The following is an 18277-nucleotide window of genomic DNA, read 5'->3' on the forward strand; positions in this document are numbered from 1 at the left end:
ACCGGTTACAAAATGACCGCCCAAACGACCGTTCGCTGGGAGGGAGCGCTCGAGGTTTACCCAGTCTCCGGTAGATAATTGTCCGAGGTTTGTACGGTTAAGGGTTTCCTCCAGCAAATCAAACGATCCAGCGGTTGCCCCGTCTTCCCGCATAGTTAGGCAACATCCATTTACTGCTAAGCTTGCCCCTGCTTCCAATCCATCTCCATCAGCAAAGGGTAATTCCAAGCGAAGCAACCAGGATTCCTCCTGTTCTTCAAGGCTTTTTACAACACCAACTCCTTCAACGATTCCAGTAAACATAATTTTCCTTAGACAATCTTTAGAAAGGACAGGGAAGAATGGAAAGATAATTTGACCAATATCTGACGCTGATTAGCTTGAGACTATACCTTTATGCTTATTTTTCGCTCTTCATTCGTTCTCTTCCTAACCTCCTGCCTGTCCGTTTCTTTCTTGGCTGTATCTGCGAAGTCTGCTCCAGTCTCTCCAACCCTTCACAGGGTGCCGACCGACTCTATCCTCGTGCTCAGCATCGATGGACAAAAAATGATATCCAAATCGGAAATCATCAAGAACCAGAGATGGAACTCTTTATTCAAGCGCATGGAAGAAGCTGGTTCTCCACTGCGTTCCTGGCTTTCTGACCGTAACAGTAGTGGGATAAGATGGTCCGAACCAGTACAATTTTTCGTCCGGCTGGTCGAAGGCGAAAATCCGCACCCACAATTCGGGGCGATTGCCCGGGCAAGCTCCCCTGAACTGGCCGACCGTGCGATGTCAGATCTCGCCCGTTTCTTAGGTCTGCGCCCATCTAAAAATAATCCAAAAGTGTACCAACGGACCACCCAGCCATTTGCCATCGGTCGGGAAGGTGATTTTTGCTTCCTGCTTGGTAATTTACTCCTCCGACAAAACGCAAACCTCCCTTCACGGAATCAGGATCTCGAAAATTTTATATCCTCACTTTCTTCAAGCTTTCAACTGCCCGAATTGCCTGCTCCTCTTGCTAAACATGCCAGCCAATCCTCTGATCTTGCTCTCTACCTCGAGGGTACAGGAAATGGACAAATGGTCGAGGCATGGCAAGGAAATCCCCTTATCGATTCGATCCTTCCCTTGTTTGACTCTCTCCTGCTCGATTCTTATGGGCTCCTTTTTAGTTCTCAACCGGGCACCCTAAATATTGATGTGCGTAATTATTCAAATGATAAAACAAGCGCGGCGAAACAGGTAAATCCTCTAAAGATCGTCGACCAGTTGCCAGGTGACGCCCCTCTTGTCGGTCGCATTAGTCTACCAGAAGAAGGTTTCCACCATTTTCTTGGAGAAGTCGTGGACATGGCCCTTAAATTATTTTCAGCAAATAAATTGGGAGCGGATACTGATCTGCCTGGATTTGATCTAAGTGCCCGGGAATTAGTCCGTTTCCCGAGCGGAGATTTTGCCTTTGCCGGAGGAAGTTCCCGTACCGAACAAGCTACCCTCCCCAACGGCCAAACCATTGCCCAAACCATTCCGATTTGGGCTACAGGAATGAAAATTTCCAATCCCCTTGCCTTTCGGGAGTTACTTGCAGGCATGAAGGCTGGTATTGGCCTCAATGCTTTACTTCAAGTTCATCAACTTGATCTTATCGAAAGAACCGATTCTGCCTGGCTATCCACCCCCGAATATTCGCGGGAATTAAAACTTGGTTCGACCATTGAGCCACTTGCCTTTCACCGGCGTAAATTATTGAACAATCATGCATTTGCCCTCGACTTCAATCCAACTGCATCTGCCAAATTGCTCCGGGAACCACAAGGCCTTAGTTTTGATCAATTAAAATATATCAGTTGGTTGGATGAATTTTCGAATTTCAATCTAAAAAGTAATAACCAAAGAGGGTTGTCAGGAAAACTTAAACTCTCAAACGCGGACCAGCAACCCTGGTCCCTCATGGTGGACCGACTTGGCCAGGAATGGATTGATCAAATCAATACCCGCTTATTTCTAGCGATCGCCCGTGACGACCTAAACGAGGTAGTTGAAGCCGTGGCCATGGGAGCCTTGATCAATGCGAACGACCGCTTTGGTCATTCTCCACTGCATTATGCCGCCTATCGTGGAAACGCATACATTGTGGACTATTTACTGCGCAATGGTGGTGATCCAAATACCCGAGGAAATCATCTATCCACCCCCCTGCACAGTGCCGCATGGGGAAAAAACCAGGAAGTGGTCGAATTACTTTTGGAAGACGGTGCCGAAGTTGATGCCCAGACTGACGAGCAGGAAACTCCAGTCATGACTGCGACCCTTCGCGGACAACTGGAAACAGTCGAAACCTTACTCGCCCTGTCTGCCGATGTGCATGCCGTCGATGCTTATGGCTCAAACCTCATGGACTTGGCCGGAGCAAGTGGAAATGTTAAAATTGTCGAATTACTTAAGGGATTGGGCGTAAAATCATCCTACCCATTACACTTGGCTGCTGGCACCGGAGATTATGATCAGATCCGATCGCTCCTTAAAGCCGGACGACTAATCAATGAACAGGACTCATTTGGGGCCACCCCCCTGTTAGTCGCCACCGTGGCTGGTCGTGAAGATGTCGTCGATTATTTACTCGAACGTTCCGCTGATCCAACCATCGAGGCGATGAACGGTTACACCCTTCTCCATGGAGCTGCGTTTTCAGGAAAAAAATCCTTAGTCCGTAAAATGTTGGCCTTTGGACTCGACTTAAACCGTCGCTACGGGCCTGATGCCATCACCCCGACTGATGTGGCGGAAGAAGGCAGTGAGGGCTTAATCTATCTGCGCTCGATGGGTGGCCGATCCGCCTGGGAACTCGGACCTGAATAAATTGGCTTTTTAGCGACTATTTTATTCGTCCTAAAGCAAACACTGGTTTTCCTGCCCTGGATAATTTACGGTCCATCTCTTTGGCTCCGGGCACAAATTCTTCTAGTTTTGTCCAAAAGCGGGAGGAATGGTTCATCTCCACGAGGTGAGTAAGTTCATGAAAAATCACATAGTTTCCTAACTCTTCAGGAAGTAGAATAATTCGCCAGTTTAAGGAAATCGTTCCGCGTGGGGAACAAGACCCCCAACGGGTACTTTGATCCCCCACCCTGATTCTTTTCGACTGCAAACCAGTCCGTTCCTCCGCCCATTGCAACCTGGAAGGCAGAAATTGACAGGCTAATTTACGGCAGGCCTCTTTAATCAAATACTCACGGTTTTCTTCGGATGATACAAAAATAGAAACTTGCTGGTTTTCGAGACTGGTCCTGGTTCTGTTAGCTTGGGGGTCTATTTGTACATTAACCGGTTTGCACGAACCTATAGAATCTAAATAAATACACCCGCCCCCAGAAAAATGATCGCTCATAAATATGCGGGCTGGAAACTCCAAACTTTTACGCCGCAACCAATCTGTTTGTTGCTGCAAAAACTTTTCCGCCTCTTTCCATGCCATTCGCTGAGGAAAAGTGAGCAAAGCACTGCTTGGGCTTTTTAATCGCAGATTAATCCTACGCGAACGCAGACTTTTACGTAGTTCACAAACAAGGGTGCGACGTTTGGAATCGTCAAAAAACTCCAGAGTTTCAAACTTCGTGGAGCGGAAAATGCTCAAGGCTTTGGCTTATATTTCTCTTCGAGAATACGGACTTGAGACGATGCAAATTTGCGCAGGGCAGATTCTGGATCAATCCCACCAGACCGGCAGGCTGCCACCCATTCGAAAAGAGCTCTTCCCGCTTGGGCTTCATTCAAACCGCTGCCCATTTCATTGATCTTACTATCATCCCATTCCCCCTCCTTCTCCAAGCCCAGTTTATTTGCCTGCTTGTATACCTCGTTAGCAAAAAGAGTGGAGGGAAGTTGCGGAGGCAAATTCTTAAATTTTTGATTTGTTTCACTTACCCCCTTGGCCTTTTTTTCTTCGGCCTTAATTCGTTCCCAACGATCAATCACCGCATCAGCATCTTCTTCTTTGTCGCCTGGATCCCCAAAAACATGTGGATGCCTCCGGACTAATTTTTCTGAAATTTCCCGAGCAACATCCTCAAGATCAAAGCGCCCTGCCTCTTCTTCAATCTGCGAATGAAAAACTACCTGAAGTAAAAGATCGCCCAGTTCCTCCCTTAATAACTCCGTGTCCTCGGTATCGATTGCTTCCAGCACCTCAGCTGCCTCTTCAACTAAACAACGGGCAATGGATTGATGGGTTTGCTCCTGATCCCAGGGACAACCGTCCGGGGCACGCAATCTTGCCATAAGTTCTCTTAGTCGTTGAATTTCGCTCACGCAGGCGCACTATGGGAAAAATGCCTGGGACTTGCAAACCCATACCCCAGGAAATTTATTTTCCCCAAACAATTATCCATGGACAAACTATCTGAAATCATGGCGGCCAAGCGCCGCGAAATCGAACCGCTCATCCGTCCGGTTCGTGATAGCGAACTTTCCCAACTTGGAGAACGCCTCCAAAACGGCCCCTCGTTTCTTGATGCCCTCTCCAGTCCGGATGAATTATCCGTCATCGCCGAGATTAAACGAAAGTCCCCCTCTGCTGGTGAGATCGCATCCGCTGCATCTGCTCCAGAACAGGCACGGACGTATGTTAATGCAAGTGCCGACGCACTTTCCATACTAACCGACGAACCCTATTTCGGAGGCACTCTGCAGGACCTTTGGGATGTGAATGATTTTTTACGCGAACACAACCGCTCCACCCCAACTCTGCGCAAAGACTTTATGGTCCACCCGATTCAGATATTGGAAGCTCTCGAAGCCGGTGCCCGTGCAATCCTTCTAATCGTTCGTGCCCTGGATGATGACGAATTAAAAACCCTAAGGTATGCAGCAGACCTAGCAGGACTTACCTGCCTTTATGAAATCCATGAAGAAGAAGAGCTCGAAAAAGTTTTACCCCACAACCCTCTTCTTCTTGGAGTAAACAACCGGGATTTAAAACGTTTCAAGACCGACCTTGCGGTGACTGAAGATTTATTCCCGAAAATTCCTGAAGGAATTATCAAAGTAAGCGAGAGTGGAATCCTCGAACCAGCAGATGCCTGGCGTGCCCGGGAGGCAGGTGCCGATGCCGTGCTCTGTGGAGAGGCTCTAATGCGGGCGGAAAATGTCGAGGAGTTCATCGGGGAGATGAAGGACTGCGAATAGATAGACCGAAGTATTCTCCTGCCCACTGCTTGAATGGCTCTTAGTCCATCAGTCACCAATGAGTTGCTCCGTCAACTCGATCATCGCCCCAATAAGAAATTAGGTCAAAATTTCCTGATCGATGGAAACCTTGTGGAAAAATCTATTTCCATGGCAGATCTTCCTAAAAAGATGCCCGTGCTCGAGATTGGCCCCGGACTCGGCACCCTGACCGAACGCCTGCTCGCACATGGGCATCCAGTCTATGCAGTAGAAATTGATCGTCGTCTGGATGCTCACCTTAGAGAACAGCTCGCCTCCTATATTAAATCGGGTCAACTCAATCTCTTACGGGCAGATGCGGTCAAATGCCCCACCGGAGATTTACCCGAAGAAATAGGTGATTTTGCAGTGGTCGCCAATCTGCCCTATGCAATTTCCTCAGCATGGTTAGAAGGTTTGCTCGGATCTGGAAAACTTCCTTTGCGAATGGTCATGATGTTACAAAAGGAAGCAACTGAACGCATGCTCGCCTGTCCTGGAAGCAAAACATTTAATGCCCTATCCATTTTTTTACAGGCCTGCTATAAAACAGGTGGAAAACATGCGGTGCCTGGACAATGCTTTTTTCCAGCACCATCGGTTGATTCCGTGTTGCTACGGATGGACAGGTTGGAAAATAAATTCCCCTTTCCTAAGGATGTACGGGTATTAATTAGAAGAATTTTTACGCAACGCAGAAAACAGTTGGGAAGCCTAATCAAAAACGAGAATTCTGATATTCAAGAAGTTATGCTCTCGTGGTTAAAAAGACAGAACCTCTGCCCAACCATACGCCCTGAAAAGATTACCGGTTCACAATGGACAGATCTTGCCCGCTGCCTTTCCGAAAAAAGCTAATCTTGTATCTTTGTCTGCCCTAGGAGGCTGCCCCTATCCCGCAACACTTCTTGTATTTCTTACCGCTCCCACAGGGGCAAGGATCATTACGACCGACTTTGGGTGCATCTCTGACCACCGGTGTGGCGACAGGAGGTGCTGATGGTGCACTAGGGGGGGGCGCGGAAGCAGAGGGTGCAGAAAAACGGTCAAATCCAGCAGCACTACCGGAGTCTGGTCCAGTCGATTTGGCAGATTTACTCAAAGTATTTAACATGTTTTCAAAGGCTGCCAAGTTGGTCGCTGCACGAAACATACCTGTACAAACCTCTGAACGCATCGAACCCATCATTTCTTCAAAAGCCCGGAATGCCTCGCTCTTGTATTCACTCAAGGGATCTTTCTGGCCATATCCCCGCAAGCCCACACTACGGCGCAATTCTTCCATCTCTGTAAGATGGTCCTGCCAATGAACATCAACTGCATTGACCACCACATAGCGCTCCAAGCTTTGAATCTGTTCAGGATCCTCCAGCTTGCGCTTGCCTTCATAGGCTTGGTGGATTTTTTCAAGAAGTAATTTCCTGCAACCTTCTTCGCCCAGGCCAACAAATTCCTCGGCATTAAGATTAAGGGGGAAAGTAATATTCACCCAGGAGGCAACGAAAGATTCAACCTCCGGCATATCCGCTAACTTGGTGGCCTTAAACTCGTTTTCCGGCATGGTGGCTAGACGTTCGTCCACCTCCTCCTCCACCAGATCGAGAAGGATTTTACCGGGATCTTCCTCAAGTAAAACATCATTACGAATCGAATAAACAATTTCCCGTTGGCGGTTAAGAACATCATCATACTGAAGCAGGCGTTTACGGATGGAATAATTTTGCTGCTCCACTTTTTTCTGAGCGTTTTGGATCGACCAGTCGAGCGTACCATGCTCGAGCATCTCATCATCCCCAAACGATTTTTCCAACATCTTGGAAAGAGCTCCCTGGTTGGCGAACAAACGCATCAAATCATCCTCCAATGACACATAAAAGCGGGAGGCTCCAGGATCGCCCTGACGGGCACAACGTCCGCGTAATTGTCGGTCAATCCGCCGGGACTCATGCCTTTCCGTGCCCAGGACAAGCAGACCTCCAAGTTCTTTGACTTCCTCGCCCAATTTAATGTCTGTTCCCCGACCTGCCATATTGGTGGCAATCGTTACTGCACCCTTCTGCCCAGCCTGGGCAACAATCTCAGCTTCCCTTTCATGAAATTTTGCATTGAGTACAGTATGGCGGATGTTTGCCCGCTTGAGCATACGACCGAAAACTTCGGAAGATTCCACTGATGCAGTACCCACCAAAACCGGTTGTCCGCGTTTATGGGCCTCAGTAAGATCTTCCAATACCTGATTGTACTTTTGCCTACGGCCTTTGAACATCAAATCGTTAAGATCCTCTCGTACACACTTACGGTGAGTAGGAATGACCATAACTCCTAAGCGATAAATATCATGAAATTCACCAGCCTCAGTCTCGGCAGTACCGGTCATTCCCGACAACTTATCATACATCCGAAAATAATTCTGAATAGTAATGGTGGCGTATGTCTTTGTTTCCTTTTCGATCTGTACCCCTTCTTTGGATTCAACCGCCTGGTGCAATCCGTTACTCCAGCGACGACCCGGCATCAAACGACCCGTATTTTCATCCACGATCATAACCTTGCCACCCTGCACCACATATTCTTTGTCTTTTTCGTAGAGGGCAAAGGCACGTAACAATTGAGAAATCGTATGGATACGTTCACTTTTTACCTGAAATTCAAGTTCCGCCTGCTCGCGTTCCTGGCGCTTTTCCTCATCGCTTAAAGTCTTCTTGCGATCAATTTCCACATAGGTGGTGGCAAGGTCAGGAATTACGAAGCCCTCAGGATCACTTGGACTGATTAAACCACGCCCCTGCTCGGTCAAGTCCGCCTGCTGGTTTTTTTCGTCAATTACATAGTGCAGTTCTTCCTTTAAATTGTGTGCCCTTTCCTTGTTATAATCGGAATTCATTTCCAGGTCGAACTTCTCAAAACGTTTTCGGATTTTAGCATCCTCCATCATCCGCATGAACTGCCGATGGGTGGGCAATCCCCGCTTCACCTGGTAAAGTTTGCCAGTGGCTTCATCAAGTACATCCTCGTCAGATTCATCCGAAGTTAGTACCCTCTTAGCATCCTCAGCCAAGCGATTACACTGGCGAACCTGTGCATCCACTAGCTTAGTCACCAGAGGTTTCATCTCACTAAATGGCAATGGATTGTCCTCACGCATGGGACCGGAAATAATCAAGGGTGTACGTGCTTCATCGATGAGGATGGAGTCTGCTTCATCAATAATACAGAAAAAATGATCCCGTTGGACCTGATCTTCCTGGCTGGTAGCCATTCCATTGTCCCGCAAATAATCAAATCCAAACTCAGATGCGGTGCCATAGGTAATATTCTTAGCGTACATATCACGACGCTCGGATGATGGCATACTGTTTTGAATACATCCCACCTTCAGTCCCAGAAATTCAAACAGCGCACCCATCCAATTTGAATCCCGACGAGCAAGGTAATCATTGACGGTGACAAGTTGGCAGTTCTGACCAGACAATGCATTGAGGTAAAGAGGACAGGTGGAGACCAGGGTTTTACCCTCCCCTGTTGCCATTTCTGCGATGTGGCGTTCATGCAAGGCCATACCGCCGATCAACTGTACATCGTAATGAACCATCTGCCATTCAATTGGCTGATCGCACACATCAATGGTTTTACCACAAATTCGGCGCGCTCCGTTTTTGACCACAGCAAAGGCCTCGGGCAGCAGATCGTCCAGGCTGGTTCCGTCCTTGTAACGCTGCATAAACTCATCCGTTTTGGCTCGTAACTGATCGTCACTCAAAGACTGCAATTCCTTCTCCAACTCGTTGATCCGGGTTACTACCGGGACGCACTTTTTAATAAATTTTCGATATTGCCGCCCCTTAAGGGATTGCATGATCGATTGAACGGGTGAAAACAAACTCATATAAAAAAGGGTCGGTACGGAAACATATGGCTAGCGAGATATCGCATCGCGGAAATAAGGAATGGCACGCTCCAACCCCTCAGCCAATTGAACTTTGGGCTCCCACCCCAAGACCTTCTTGGCAAGGGAAATATCGGGCTTTCGTTGAGTAGGATCATCCGAAGGAAGGGGCATTTCCACAAGTTTGGAAGATGAACCTACCTGTTTGAGTACCTGCTCGGCCAATTCGCGGATCGTGAACTCAACTGGATTTCCAATATTTATCGGGCCAACAGTTTCTTCCTGTTCCATGGTACGAAGGATTGCTTCCACCAAATCGTCGACAAAGCAAAAAGAACGAGTCTGGGATCCGTCCCCGTAGATAGTCAGGTCCTCACCTTTGAGGGCCTGTACGATGAAATTGGAAACCACCCGACCATCGTCCGGTGCCATTCGTGGTCCGTAAGTATTGAAAATACGTACCACACGTATATCCACCTGGTTTTCCCGGTGATAATCAAAAAATAATGTCTCGGCACAACGCTTTCCTTCGTCGTAACAAGCACGCGTACCGATTGGATTAACATTCCCCCGGTAGCTCTCGGGTTGGGGATGTATTTCCGGATCTCCGTAAACCTCAGAGGTGGATGCCTGCAAAATGCGTGCCCCCACCCGCTTAGCCAAGCCCAAACAATTAATCGCTCCCATCACCGAAGTCTTTACCGTTTTAATCGGATTATACTGGTAATGAACCGGAGATGCCGGACAGGCCATATTGTAAATTCGATCGACCTCGACCTTAAACGGATCAATCACATCGTGACGAAGAAGTTCAAAATTGGCATAATCTTTGAGATGAGAGACATTTTGCTTATTGCCTGTAAAGAAATTATCCAAGCAAATGACTTCATGCCCCTGTTCGAGCAAACGTTCACAAATGTGACTACCAAGGAAACCGGCTCCTCCTGTTACTAGAGTTTTCATAAATTACGCAAAGATTCTATTCTAGCAGATGGTGAGGATTTGAAAACCTTCTTTTCGAATGGGGGAAGAAGGAAGAAAAAATGGTCGGGCCGGTGAGATTTGAACTCACGACCCCTACACCCCCAGCGTAGTGCGCTACCAGACTGCGCTACGGCCCGACCTTAGTGTCCGAAGACGAAAAAAGAAACTGCTTCATCAGAAGACCATAGTCAAGACTAAGCCCCCGAGTTATAACTACAAATCCAACGAGCCGACCAACGCTCGAACTCTCCCATCAATATCTGCTTCCTCGCCTCCTCCATTAACGAAACGAAAAAGCGCAAGTTGTGCAGGGTGAGGATGGTACCAGCCAGAGACTCCTTTGCCTGAATAAGGTGCCGTAGGTAGGACTTTGAAAATTCGCGGGATGCTGCACAATCTGAATTTTCATCCAACGGGCTGTAATCTTCTTTAAATTTTTCGTTTCGCAAATTTAGAGTGCCGGTTGATGTGTAAGCCATCCCATGGCGAGCCGCTCGGCTTGGCATCACACAATCAAACATATCCGCTCCCATCCCAATCATTCTTAAAAGCTGAGTAGGCGTGCCTACTCCCATTACATACCTAGGCTTTTCTAAAGGTAGTACACTCGTAGTCCAATTTACCTGTTCGAGCATTTCCTCTTCGGTTTCTCCAACGCTTACTCCACCAACTGCATAACCAGGGAAATTCAACTCAATCAATTGCTCGGCCGATTGCCGGCGCATTTCTTCAAACCTTCCGCCCTGAACGATACCAAATAGATTCCTCCCCTCTTTCGGTCCGGTTCCTTCTTCCCAAGCTTGCTGGCAAGCACGAGCCCACAAAGAGGTGCGATTAACAGCACTTTCAACTTCCTTTTGAGAATCGTTTGCTGCCGGACATACATCCAGGCACATCGCTATGTCAGAACGAAGCCCGTCTTGAATGGCCACAGCCTCACGGGGACCAAGGAAAATTTCCCGGCCATCAAGGTGGGAACGAAAACGCACACCTTCATCATTGATTTTTCTTAACTTCGAAAGGCTGAATACCTGGAAACCACCACTATCGGTAAGCACCGGGCCATCCCAGTTCATAAAATCTGCAAGGCCACCCGCCTGGCGTACTACCTCCACTCCCGGTCTGAGGTTTAAATGATAAGTATTGCCCAAAATAATAGGGGCTCGCACAACCTTTTTTAAATCTCCCGGTAAAGTACCCTTGACGGTTGCCTGTGTACCCACCGGCATAAATACAGGAGTGCGAACAGCCCCCCTAGGTAGGTCAAGGCTACCAGCTCGAGGCCCGGTTTGATCTGAGCAATCAGATTCAATGCGGAAGTTTGAAGAGGCTAGCATGTGAGGAGGAGAAATCATTCCCGCCACAATACGGATTAGCTATGCAAAGGTAAAAGCCATATTTAATTCAATAAGCAAAAAAAAGTCATAAAGTAACGACCCTTTTTCAAAAAGAGTATCAGAACAGTTAGGAAACTATACCAACCTCTTCGTCGACTAATTCTTCGCTTGGTTCCCAGCGATTTGCCCAACGATTCCACCTATCTAAACCAATAACTTCCACTTCAATGGAGTCTTTTCTCGATGCAAATTCAAACATTTCCAAAGCTGCGGAATGGTTCAGAGCCATAAAATGACGCTGGTTTATAAAGTCAGAGCCAGAATGATAAAATTTTATACGAAATTCGAAAACTTCATCTTCAGGATTTTTTTTACCCATAATTACTAAGGGAGTGTGGAAAAAATGACTTCGCAAATGAAAAGAATAAAAGTTATTCACAAACGAAAGAAATCTCCCTGCTGCAGCAGGGAAATACTCGATCATATCAGTTCAAAGAGGGGTCAGATGTGGGAAGGTCGACTTCCTCCCAGCGATCAGCCCAACGATTCCATTTTTCTACTTTATCCAACAAAGCTAAGGATGTCCGCTTGCTACATGCATAATCAAACATTTCTTTTGCCTCATCAAAATCATGAGCCAAAAAATACTTATCGGAGAAACAAGCGGAATCTTCAATATGGTAATGAAAATGAAATTCAAAAAGGTCATGTTTTGGATCAATTTTCATATACCATATTATAGCCTAAAATGATGTATTTATCAAATATTACACTCTTTTTTTATATATTTACCGACAATCTTCTTAATAACGTATGTTTTTACGTATTTTTTCTTGTATAGCTTGTAGGATTAAAAGATTAAACTAATATCCTTTAAAGGGCTGGTAAATATAACCTAGGAATCGTCCAAAGAGTCTAAACCTTTAAGATGTGCGACATCTCCCCAACTGACAAGATTCCAATTAACTTGCGACTTTTGTATCCTGTTAATCGAACAATTAAGCAAAAGAAAATTTCTTTCAGCTTCAAGAGAGAGTTTTAAAACCTTTCGAAAAACTGCCCCGAGGACACCTCCATGGGTCACAGCTACAACCTTTTGCCCAGGATGCTCATTGGCCAGGGTCTCAATAGCAAGAGAACAACGATCAAAAAACTGTTGAAAACTCTCTCCTCCAGGTGGTTGGTAACTTGGACCATCTTCCATAAATGATTGAAAAGCCCTTGGTTGACTTTCTCGCATTTCATCGGTTGTTAATCCTTCGAGGACTCCCAGGTCTCTCTCTCGCAATGCAGGCATAGGAAGGGGTTGCCAACCACTAGGATTACCAACCAGACGAGAAGTATGAAGTGCACGCTCCAAATCACTTACATATACCATATCAACCTCCTCGCCCTTCATCCGCTCGCCTAAAGCTTGAGCCTGAGCAATTCCTCTTGGACTCAGAGCTGAGTCAGCATGTCCCTGCCAGCGACCTGACAGGTTCCATTCGGTTTCTCCGTGACGGATTAGAATTATTTCTGTTTTAGGCATCGTTCAAATAATTCGATCTATACACCAATCTCCGAACGATGTGTACAGGAAAAACCGAAAACTAAGAAAAAATGGGAGGCTGGATAGGCTTTAAAAACTAAATTAATCCCGGAAAGGCCACTTTGGAGAACCCTTAGGATCTGCAGCCTTGGGAGATTTCCCCAAGCCGTAGTCACTTGGTTGCATGTTCTCAAGCTTCCAATAATTTTTCTGATTTTTGGTGTAACCGTAAAAGGACGGATAGAAGGGATCGACATAAGCAGCATCCGCCTTTTGAGGAACTTCAAGCCCGCACAAGTGGTAGGTGGCATTTACAATAAGGCGGCGCAAATCTTCGCTCACCAAATCGACAGATGCACCCATCGTGGTACAAAAAGTCGTACCTTTTGATGCATTTGGGGAAACATAGGTATGGAGCCATGCAAGGGGTTGCATTGGTTTATTTTTATTGGCAACAGGTTTTGAATCGGGACTCAGGTTAGCGGTGACCTGTCCGCGAAGCAGTATTGTGTCCTTTTCGGTCAAAGCATTAATCCCGTAAACATCTGACGGCCCAAAAACATCTTTTACACTGCGTAAAATTGGATGATTGGCATTGGCTGGTTCGACCACGCCACGGGCTCCCTCCACCTTGTGCTTGCCATGATGGCTAACCCAACCTTCGCCCATGACTTTGGGACCAAATTCCTTAAAGGTGATTTTTCCACCAAAGGATCGATCATCCAACCATTTGAATGCATGAGTGGATGTACGTATGCCAATAACAGGTTTTCCATCGTTAAGAAACCTGGTGATATATTTGGCGTCTTCGGTAGATGGATCGCGAAAACGAGTACCAATAATCATGATGTCTGCCTTATCCAAATGGTGCCAACCTTTGATCCCCCTGTGGTTGTCTGGATCAATGTAATTTCCTCCCTCATCCCAAGAAAACAAAACTTTACAGGTAAATCCGTGCCTTTCTGCCAAAATTTTAGCAAGCATAGGCATACTTTCCTCGGTTCGATACTCTTCATCCCCTGAGATGAGAACAACGGTCTTCCCCTGCCCTGGTCCTTTTTTTCCTTTAAGGTAAAGAATCGAGGGATCCACAGGTTCATCGTCACCCAAACCTATGACTTCTTTGGTGTAATCATATGCTCCAATGGATTTTTCTACGAGGTAGTTCGATCCTTGTAGCGTTTTGGATTTGATTGTGTTTCCAACCTCAGAAAGTGAGCAAGATGAAACACCAAGAAGAAGTACAGAACAGAGAAAACTGAAAAGAAGAGAAGGTTTCATTAAATAAAAAAATAATTATTCTTCGTCTGCACCGAAAAAAGATTTAGTACCAGACCAAGCAGCCTTGGATTTTTCAGAAACATAATTTCCAGCTTTGGTCACATAACATCCGGATAATGATAGAAGGCAGGATACAAGGATTCCTGAAATGACGATTTTTATTTTATTCATAGCGCAATGTTTTTTTGAATTGTTTGTAAAATGCCTTAATAGGCTTAAATATTAGTAATCCATATCGGACATCTAACAAGATATTTCTTCTACGAATCGGGTAGTCCATGTTTGTTTTCTCCTTGAAACCATCTATTTTAATGTTGGCCATTTTCACTTCTTTTCCTAAACTTATATAATATGTTCAAAAATATACCTTTCAATCGTGTGGAATGGGTGACCAGCGGATTTCTCATTTTTACTGCCTTACTCACTGTATCTGCAGTACCCTATTACTTCTGGACTTTTGGCTGGGACTGGTTCCTTTTTGGTGTCTTCGCATTTTTTTACCTAGCCACAGGAATGAGCATAACAGTGGGCTACCATCGCCTATTTTCTCACAAGGCTTTCCAGGCGAAATGGCCGGTTAAATTATTCGTTCTTCTCTTCGGAGCTGCTGCTTTTGAAAACTCGGCTGTTTGGTGGAGTTGCGAACATCGCAAACACCACAAACATGTCGACACAGATGACGATCCCTACGACATTACTAAAGGTTTTTTCTGGGCTCACATGGGTTGGCTAATGTTCAAATTAAAACCGGAACAACCCTTTGACAATGTACATGACCTCCTCAACGACAAATTGGTAGCTTGGCAGCATAAGTGGGTTCATGCCATTTCTTTTATCGTTAGCTTCATCGTTCCCGCCCTCATTGGCTATTATTATGCAGTATTTTCGGGCAACCTTTCCCCTGCTGTTGGTGCACTAGGCGGTTTCCTCATACCCGGTGTTGCACGGGTTGTATTGGTTCAACACGCCACTTTTTGCATTAATTCTCTCTGTCACATGATTGGTGAACGCCCTTACTCTACCGAACATTCAGCTCGGGATAGTTGGGTCGCGGCAATTTTCACAATGGGAGAAGGATACCATAACTACCACCATGAATTTGCATGGGATTACCGAAATGGTGTAAAACCCTGGCAACTTGACCCATCAAAATGGATTATCTGGACCCTTTCTAAATTGGGTCTGACAAACAACCTTAAGCGCGTTCCAAATGAACGGATCTTGCTTGCAGAAACCAAAGAAATTTCTCGCATCGTCAATGATCAGTTGTCTGCTTTTCAAACTGCCCAAAACAAAAGTTCTGAGTTGATAGATCAAGCCTCTGCAAACCTGGAAAGGTTTGGGGAACGTCTTTCTGAGATTCACCAAGAATTACAAACCGCTATTCGCGAAAAAATTGAGATATCCAAAGGCAAAATGAATGAGTTACGATCTGAGGTTCGTACTATCGTTCAAGAAATTGAATCCTTTGGGAAATTGGCTACTGCTTAAATCTCACTACTGTTTGCTCCCATGTGTGCGTGGGAAAGTATATTTTATTCTTCGGTTTACCCCATAATCTTGCCGTTTGCTAATTATGGTATGGAGTCAATACTTTGATGAGTAAAACGAAGGCCTATTGTGCAAACGAGCCAAGTGCTCGAGTTGTCCCAACCAACATCGATCGCCGTCCGATCGGACCCAACGATGTTCAGATTGGGATCGAGCATTGTGGGGTCTGTCACACCGATATTCACTTTGTTAACAACGACTGGGGCATGACCAATTACCCCGTAGTTCCCGGTCATGAAATTGTAGGCCGGGTCACTGAAGTTGGCTCAGCAGTGAAAAACTTCAAGGCAGGTGATCGTGCGGCTATTGGATGCTTAGTTGATTCCTGTGGAATCTGCGGAAACTGCGAAAAAGGCCTCGAGCAATATTGCCTCAATGGATTTACCGCCACCTACAATTCTGAAACTTCAGACCCAGGCGGTTTTACTTATGGTGGATATTCCACCAGTGTGGTTGCGAAAGAATCTTTTGTCATGCACATTCCTGATTCCTTAACAGGTCCTGGCATTGCACCATTGCTCTGTGCTGGAATCACCACCTATTCTCCCCTACGAAAATGGAATATTGGCAAAGGTCAAAAAGTGGGAGTAATTGGCTTAGGCGGTCTTGGACATATGGGAGTAAAGTTCGCCCGGGCTCTTGGTGCCCAGGTTACTATGATTACATCATCCGAACAAAAAGGAGAAGATGCCCTTATGCTAGGTGCCGATGAAGTTCTTCTCTCCTCTTCTATTGATGCATTAACAAAAGAGTCAGGGTCCTTTGATTTCCTACTTAATACCATACCCGTAGATCACGACCTCACCCCCTTCCTTGAATTGCTCAAGACTGATGGAACGATGTGCGTAGTCGGTGCTATTGAGCCATTGAGTAAAGTAAATGCAGCACAGTTAATTTTTGGAAGGCGCTCACTTGCAGGTTCATTGATTGGAGGGATTACAGAAACTCAAGAAATGCTCAATTTTTGCGGTGAGAAAAACATTTTTTCTGAGGTAGAGGTCATACGAATGGATGAGATAAACGAAGCTTTTGAACGTATGCGTCAGAACGACGTTAAATATAGATTTGTCATCGACCTAGCCTCCTTAGCCTAACTTGCTACACCTAAGTGACTAGACACCAACTAGGCAACGTCTGGGTATCCTAGGCTACTAAAATTGTACGGATGAGTACAATAATAAGGAAATATAGTAAAAGCTTAAAACCTGTAAATTTAGCTACTAATAAAAGTAGGAGTTACGGACTAAAAAAATTGAATTAGGGTACTAAAAAGATTTCAGAACGACCAACTAAAGAGGTTTTGATCAATCCTCCGAGAAGTTTTGATCTATTTGAGAAAAGCGGATGGATGAGAAGGGATTTGAAACATCTTTGCCGGTTTCCCTCATATGGTTTACATACTTCAAGGCCAGAACCTCCATAACATTGGTATTATTGATATGAACTGAGGCCATGAAAGTATCATTATTACCCTGTCTCGCTACCACATATTCTTCGGACACTGGATGAAAGCGTGTTACCACAATCTGCTCGCCAACATTTACCTCAATATTTGCAATTAAGGTAAGGTCAGAAAGAGTTACCGCCTCATTTAAGACCTTTACTTCGCAAGGAAATGCCAAGGTTGAATTAGACTGGGTCCATTCTTTTATTTCGTCGATAAACTTTTGGGGTATTAACGGTATATACAAATCAGCCGGGTTAACTTCGGTTACAATTTCTTCTGCCTGAGCTTCCTCCTCGAGGCTTATCAAAGCGGCAAGTTCTTCCTGGACTTGAAAAAGTTCGCTATTGAGGGAATCGTAATCCCAATTTCTTTGGCTTAACAATTCTTTGTATTCCTGAAGTTCCTCGGAGACCGTATCGATTGACTGATCAATTTTATTATTGATTTGAACGAGTTCTAAATTTTCCGCCTCAAGGTTTTTCTTTAGTTCAAGATAGAAAGATTCATTTTTTTTCATACTTTCCAACTCCTCTGTCAGTTCGGTAACTTTGACAGGTGCTTCATGATCATAAGAGTTGTATAAGGAAAATAGTCCAGCAACTGAAAGGCAGGCAACCGCAAGGCTGGTCATGGAAATGGCATTAAATTTCGAACGATTGCTTTGCTTCTCTCTTTTAATCCGGGTGGCATGGTTTAAACTTTCCACCTTGTTTTGTAATTCTTTGAGGGCAGTAGTTTTTAAATTATCCTCTTCAGAAGCACTTCGTAAATTGAGTATGGCTTCTTCCAAGTCCATTTTTACCTTAGAAACCACCGTGTTTTCTTTCAACAACCGGCTTGCAAGCAAACCTGCTAAGTTTAAACACAATTGACCAGCAAGAGAACCATGACTCGAAATGAATTCAAGAAGTTGATCATGATTCATTCTCCAGAGGATACACAGTCCCCGGGTTTCAGAAGTAGCAGAGGCAATGTGACCACGCAAAAAGGCAACTTCTCCAAAAGTATCTCCAGTGCCAAGGTTTGCTATATTTTGATGCTTTCCTTTCTCGTCCTTCTTGGAA

At 45.5% G+C, this 18277-nt stretch carries 17 protein-coding genes and 1 tRNA gene; 5 read left to right on the forward strand and 13 right to left on the reverse strand.

Annotated features, from left to right (window positions below; all coding sequences use genetic code 11):
* A partial coding sequence (locus ACKPQ4_RS05775; RefSeq protein WP_407680251.1) for a riboflavin synthase occupies nucleotides 1-303 on the reverse strand: 303 nt, incomplete at its 3' end.
* A 93-nt stretch (nucleotides 304-396) separates the two neighbouring features.
* Here ACKPQ4_RS05775 and ACKPQ4_RS05780 point away from each other — a divergent pair.
* Nucleotides 397-2850 carry an ankyrin repeat domain-containing protein gene (locus ACKPQ4_RS05780; protein WP_407680252.1) on the forward strand — a complete coding sequence of 818 codons (2454 nt, stop codon included), beginning with the start codon at nucleotides 397-399 and terminating at the stop codon, nucleotides 2848-2850.
* 16 nt (nucleotides 2851-2866) lie between these two features.
* Here the strand turns inward: ACKPQ4_RS05780 and ACKPQ4_RS05785 are convergent, their stop codons facing one another.
* Both ACKPQ4_RS05785 and ACKPQ4_RS05790 read right to left on the reverse strand, forming a co-directional pair.
* The gene (locus tag ACKPQ4_RS05785) at nucleotides 2867-3625 is read right to left on the reverse strand and encodes a M48 family metallopeptidase (protein WP_407680253.1); all 759 of its coding nucleotides are present in this window, start codon (nucleotides 3623-3625) and stop codon (nucleotides 2867-2869) included.
* Entirely contained in the window at nucleotides 3622-4299 is a 678-nt protein-coding gene (locus ACKPQ4_RS05790; protein ID WP_407680254.1) for a MazG family protein, read from the reverse strand. The genes ACKPQ4_RS05785 and ACKPQ4_RS05790 overlap by 4 nt, the downstream gene beginning before the upstream one ends.
* A gap of 78 nt (nucleotides 4300-4377) precedes the next feature.
* On the opposite strand from ACKPQ4_RS05790, the gene ACKPQ4_RS05795 reads away from it, so the two are divergent.
* Complete coding sequence (locus ACKPQ4_RS05795) at nucleotides 4378-5175, forward strand: indole-3-glycerol phosphate synthase TrpC (protein WP_407680255.1); 798 nt, start codon at nucleotides 4378-4380, stop codon at nucleotides 5173-5175.
* A gap of 33 nt (nucleotides 5176-5208) precedes the next feature.
* On the forward strand, nucleotides 5209-6054 hold the full coding sequence (rsmA, locus tag ACKPQ4_RS05800) for a 16S rRNA (adenine(1518)-N(6)/adenine(1519)-N(6))-dimethyltransferase RsmA (protein ID WP_407680256.1): 846 nt from the start codon (nucleotides 5209-5211) through the stop codon (nucleotides 6052-6054).
* Between the two features lie 19 nt (nucleotides 6055-6073).
* On the opposite strand, the gene secA is transcribed toward rsmA, so the two are convergent.
* The 9 genes from secA to ACKPQ4_RS05845 all read right to left on the reverse strand — a co-directional run bounded on the left by secA (nucleotide 6074) and on the right by ACKPQ4_RS05845 (nucleotide 14386).
* Nucleotides 6074-9082 (reverse strand): preprotein translocase subunit SecA, encoded by a 3009-nt coding sequence (gene secA / locus ACKPQ4_RS05805; RefSeq protein ID WP_407680257.1) that lies wholly within the window; start codon nucleotides 9080-9082, stop codon nucleotides 6074-6076.
* Nucleotides 9083-9112: 30 nt separating this feature from the next.
* Nucleotides 9113-10045, reverse strand: coding sequence for a UDP-glucuronic acid decarboxylase family protein (locus ACKPQ4_RS05810; protein WP_407680258.1), 933 nt, complete (start codon nucleotides 10043-10045; stop codon nucleotides 9113-9115).
* 81 nt (nucleotides 10046-10126) lie between these two features.
* Nucleotides 10127-10203 (reverse strand) — tRNA-Pro (locus tag ACKPQ4_RS05815).
* A 57-nt stretch (nucleotides 10204-10260) separates the two neighbouring features.
* Nucleotides 10261-11421, reverse strand: coding sequence for a tRNA guanosine(34) transglycosylase Tgt (gene tgt, locus ACKPQ4_RS05820; RefSeq protein WP_407680259.1), 1161 nt, complete (start codon nucleotides 11419-11421; stop codon nucleotides 10261-10263).
* Nucleotides 11422-11530: 109 nt separating this feature from the next.
* Nucleotides 11531-11782, reverse strand: a complete 252-nt coding sequence (locus ACKPQ4_RS05825; RefSeq protein WP_407680260.1) for a hypothetical protein — start codon at nucleotides 11780-11782, stop codon at nucleotides 11531-11533.
* 106 nt (nucleotides 11783-11888) lie between these two features.
* Nucleotides 11889-12131: a hypothetical protein gene (locus tag ACKPQ4_RS05830; protein WP_407680261.1), complete on the reverse strand. Its 243-nt coding sequence runs from the start codon at nucleotides 12129-12131 to the stop codon at nucleotides 11889-11891.
* Between the two features lie 167 nt (nucleotides 12132-12298).
* Entirely contained in the window at nucleotides 12299-12934 is a 636-nt protein-coding gene (locus tag ACKPQ4_RS05835) for a histidine phosphatase family protein (protein WP_407680262.1), read from the reverse strand.
* A 102-nt stretch (nucleotides 12935-13036) separates the two neighbouring features.
* On the reverse strand, nucleotides 13037-14215 hold the full coding sequence (locus tag ACKPQ4_RS05840) for a hypothetical protein (protein ID WP_407680263.1): 1179 nt from the start codon (nucleotides 14213-14215) through the stop codon (nucleotides 13037-13039).
* A gap of 15 nt (nucleotides 14216-14230) precedes the next feature.
* A complete protein-coding gene (locus ACKPQ4_RS05845; RefSeq protein ID WP_407680264.1) occupies nucleotides 14231-14386 on the reverse strand; it encodes a hypothetical protein in 156 nt (51 codons plus the stop codon).
* Between the two features lie 180 nt (nucleotides 14387-14566).
* Between ACKPQ4_RS05845 and ACKPQ4_RS05850 the strand changes: the two genes are divergently transcribed.
* Both ACKPQ4_RS05850 and ACKPQ4_RS05855 read left to right on the forward strand, forming a co-directional pair.
* The gene (locus tag ACKPQ4_RS05850) at nucleotides 14567-15706 is read left to right on the forward strand and encodes a fatty acid desaturase (protein ID WP_407680265.1); all 1140 of its coding nucleotides are present in this window, start codon (nucleotides 14567-14569) and stop codon (nucleotides 15704-15706) included.
* Nucleotides 15707-15813: 107 nt separating this feature from the next.
* Nucleotides 15814-16860: an NAD(P)-dependent alcohol dehydrogenase gene (locus ACKPQ4_RS05855; RefSeq protein ID WP_407680266.1), complete on the forward strand. Its 1047-nt coding sequence runs from the start codon at nucleotides 15814-15816 to the stop codon at nucleotides 16858-16860.
* A 210-nt stretch (nucleotides 16861-17070) separates the two neighbouring features.
* On the opposite strand, the gene ACKPQ4_RS05860 is transcribed toward ACKPQ4_RS05855, so the two are convergent.
* Nucleotides 17071-18277 (reverse strand): cyclic nucleotide-binding domain-containing protein (locus tag ACKPQ4_RS05860; protein WP_407680267.1); only part of this gene is annotated, 1207 nt, incomplete at its 5' end.

The organism is Candidatus Chordibacter forsetii (genome assembly GCF_964187505.1).
GTDB classification, from domain to species: domain Bacteria; phylum Verrucomicrobiota; class Verrucomicrobiia; order Opitutales; family Seribacteraceae; genus Chordibacter; species Chordibacter forsetii.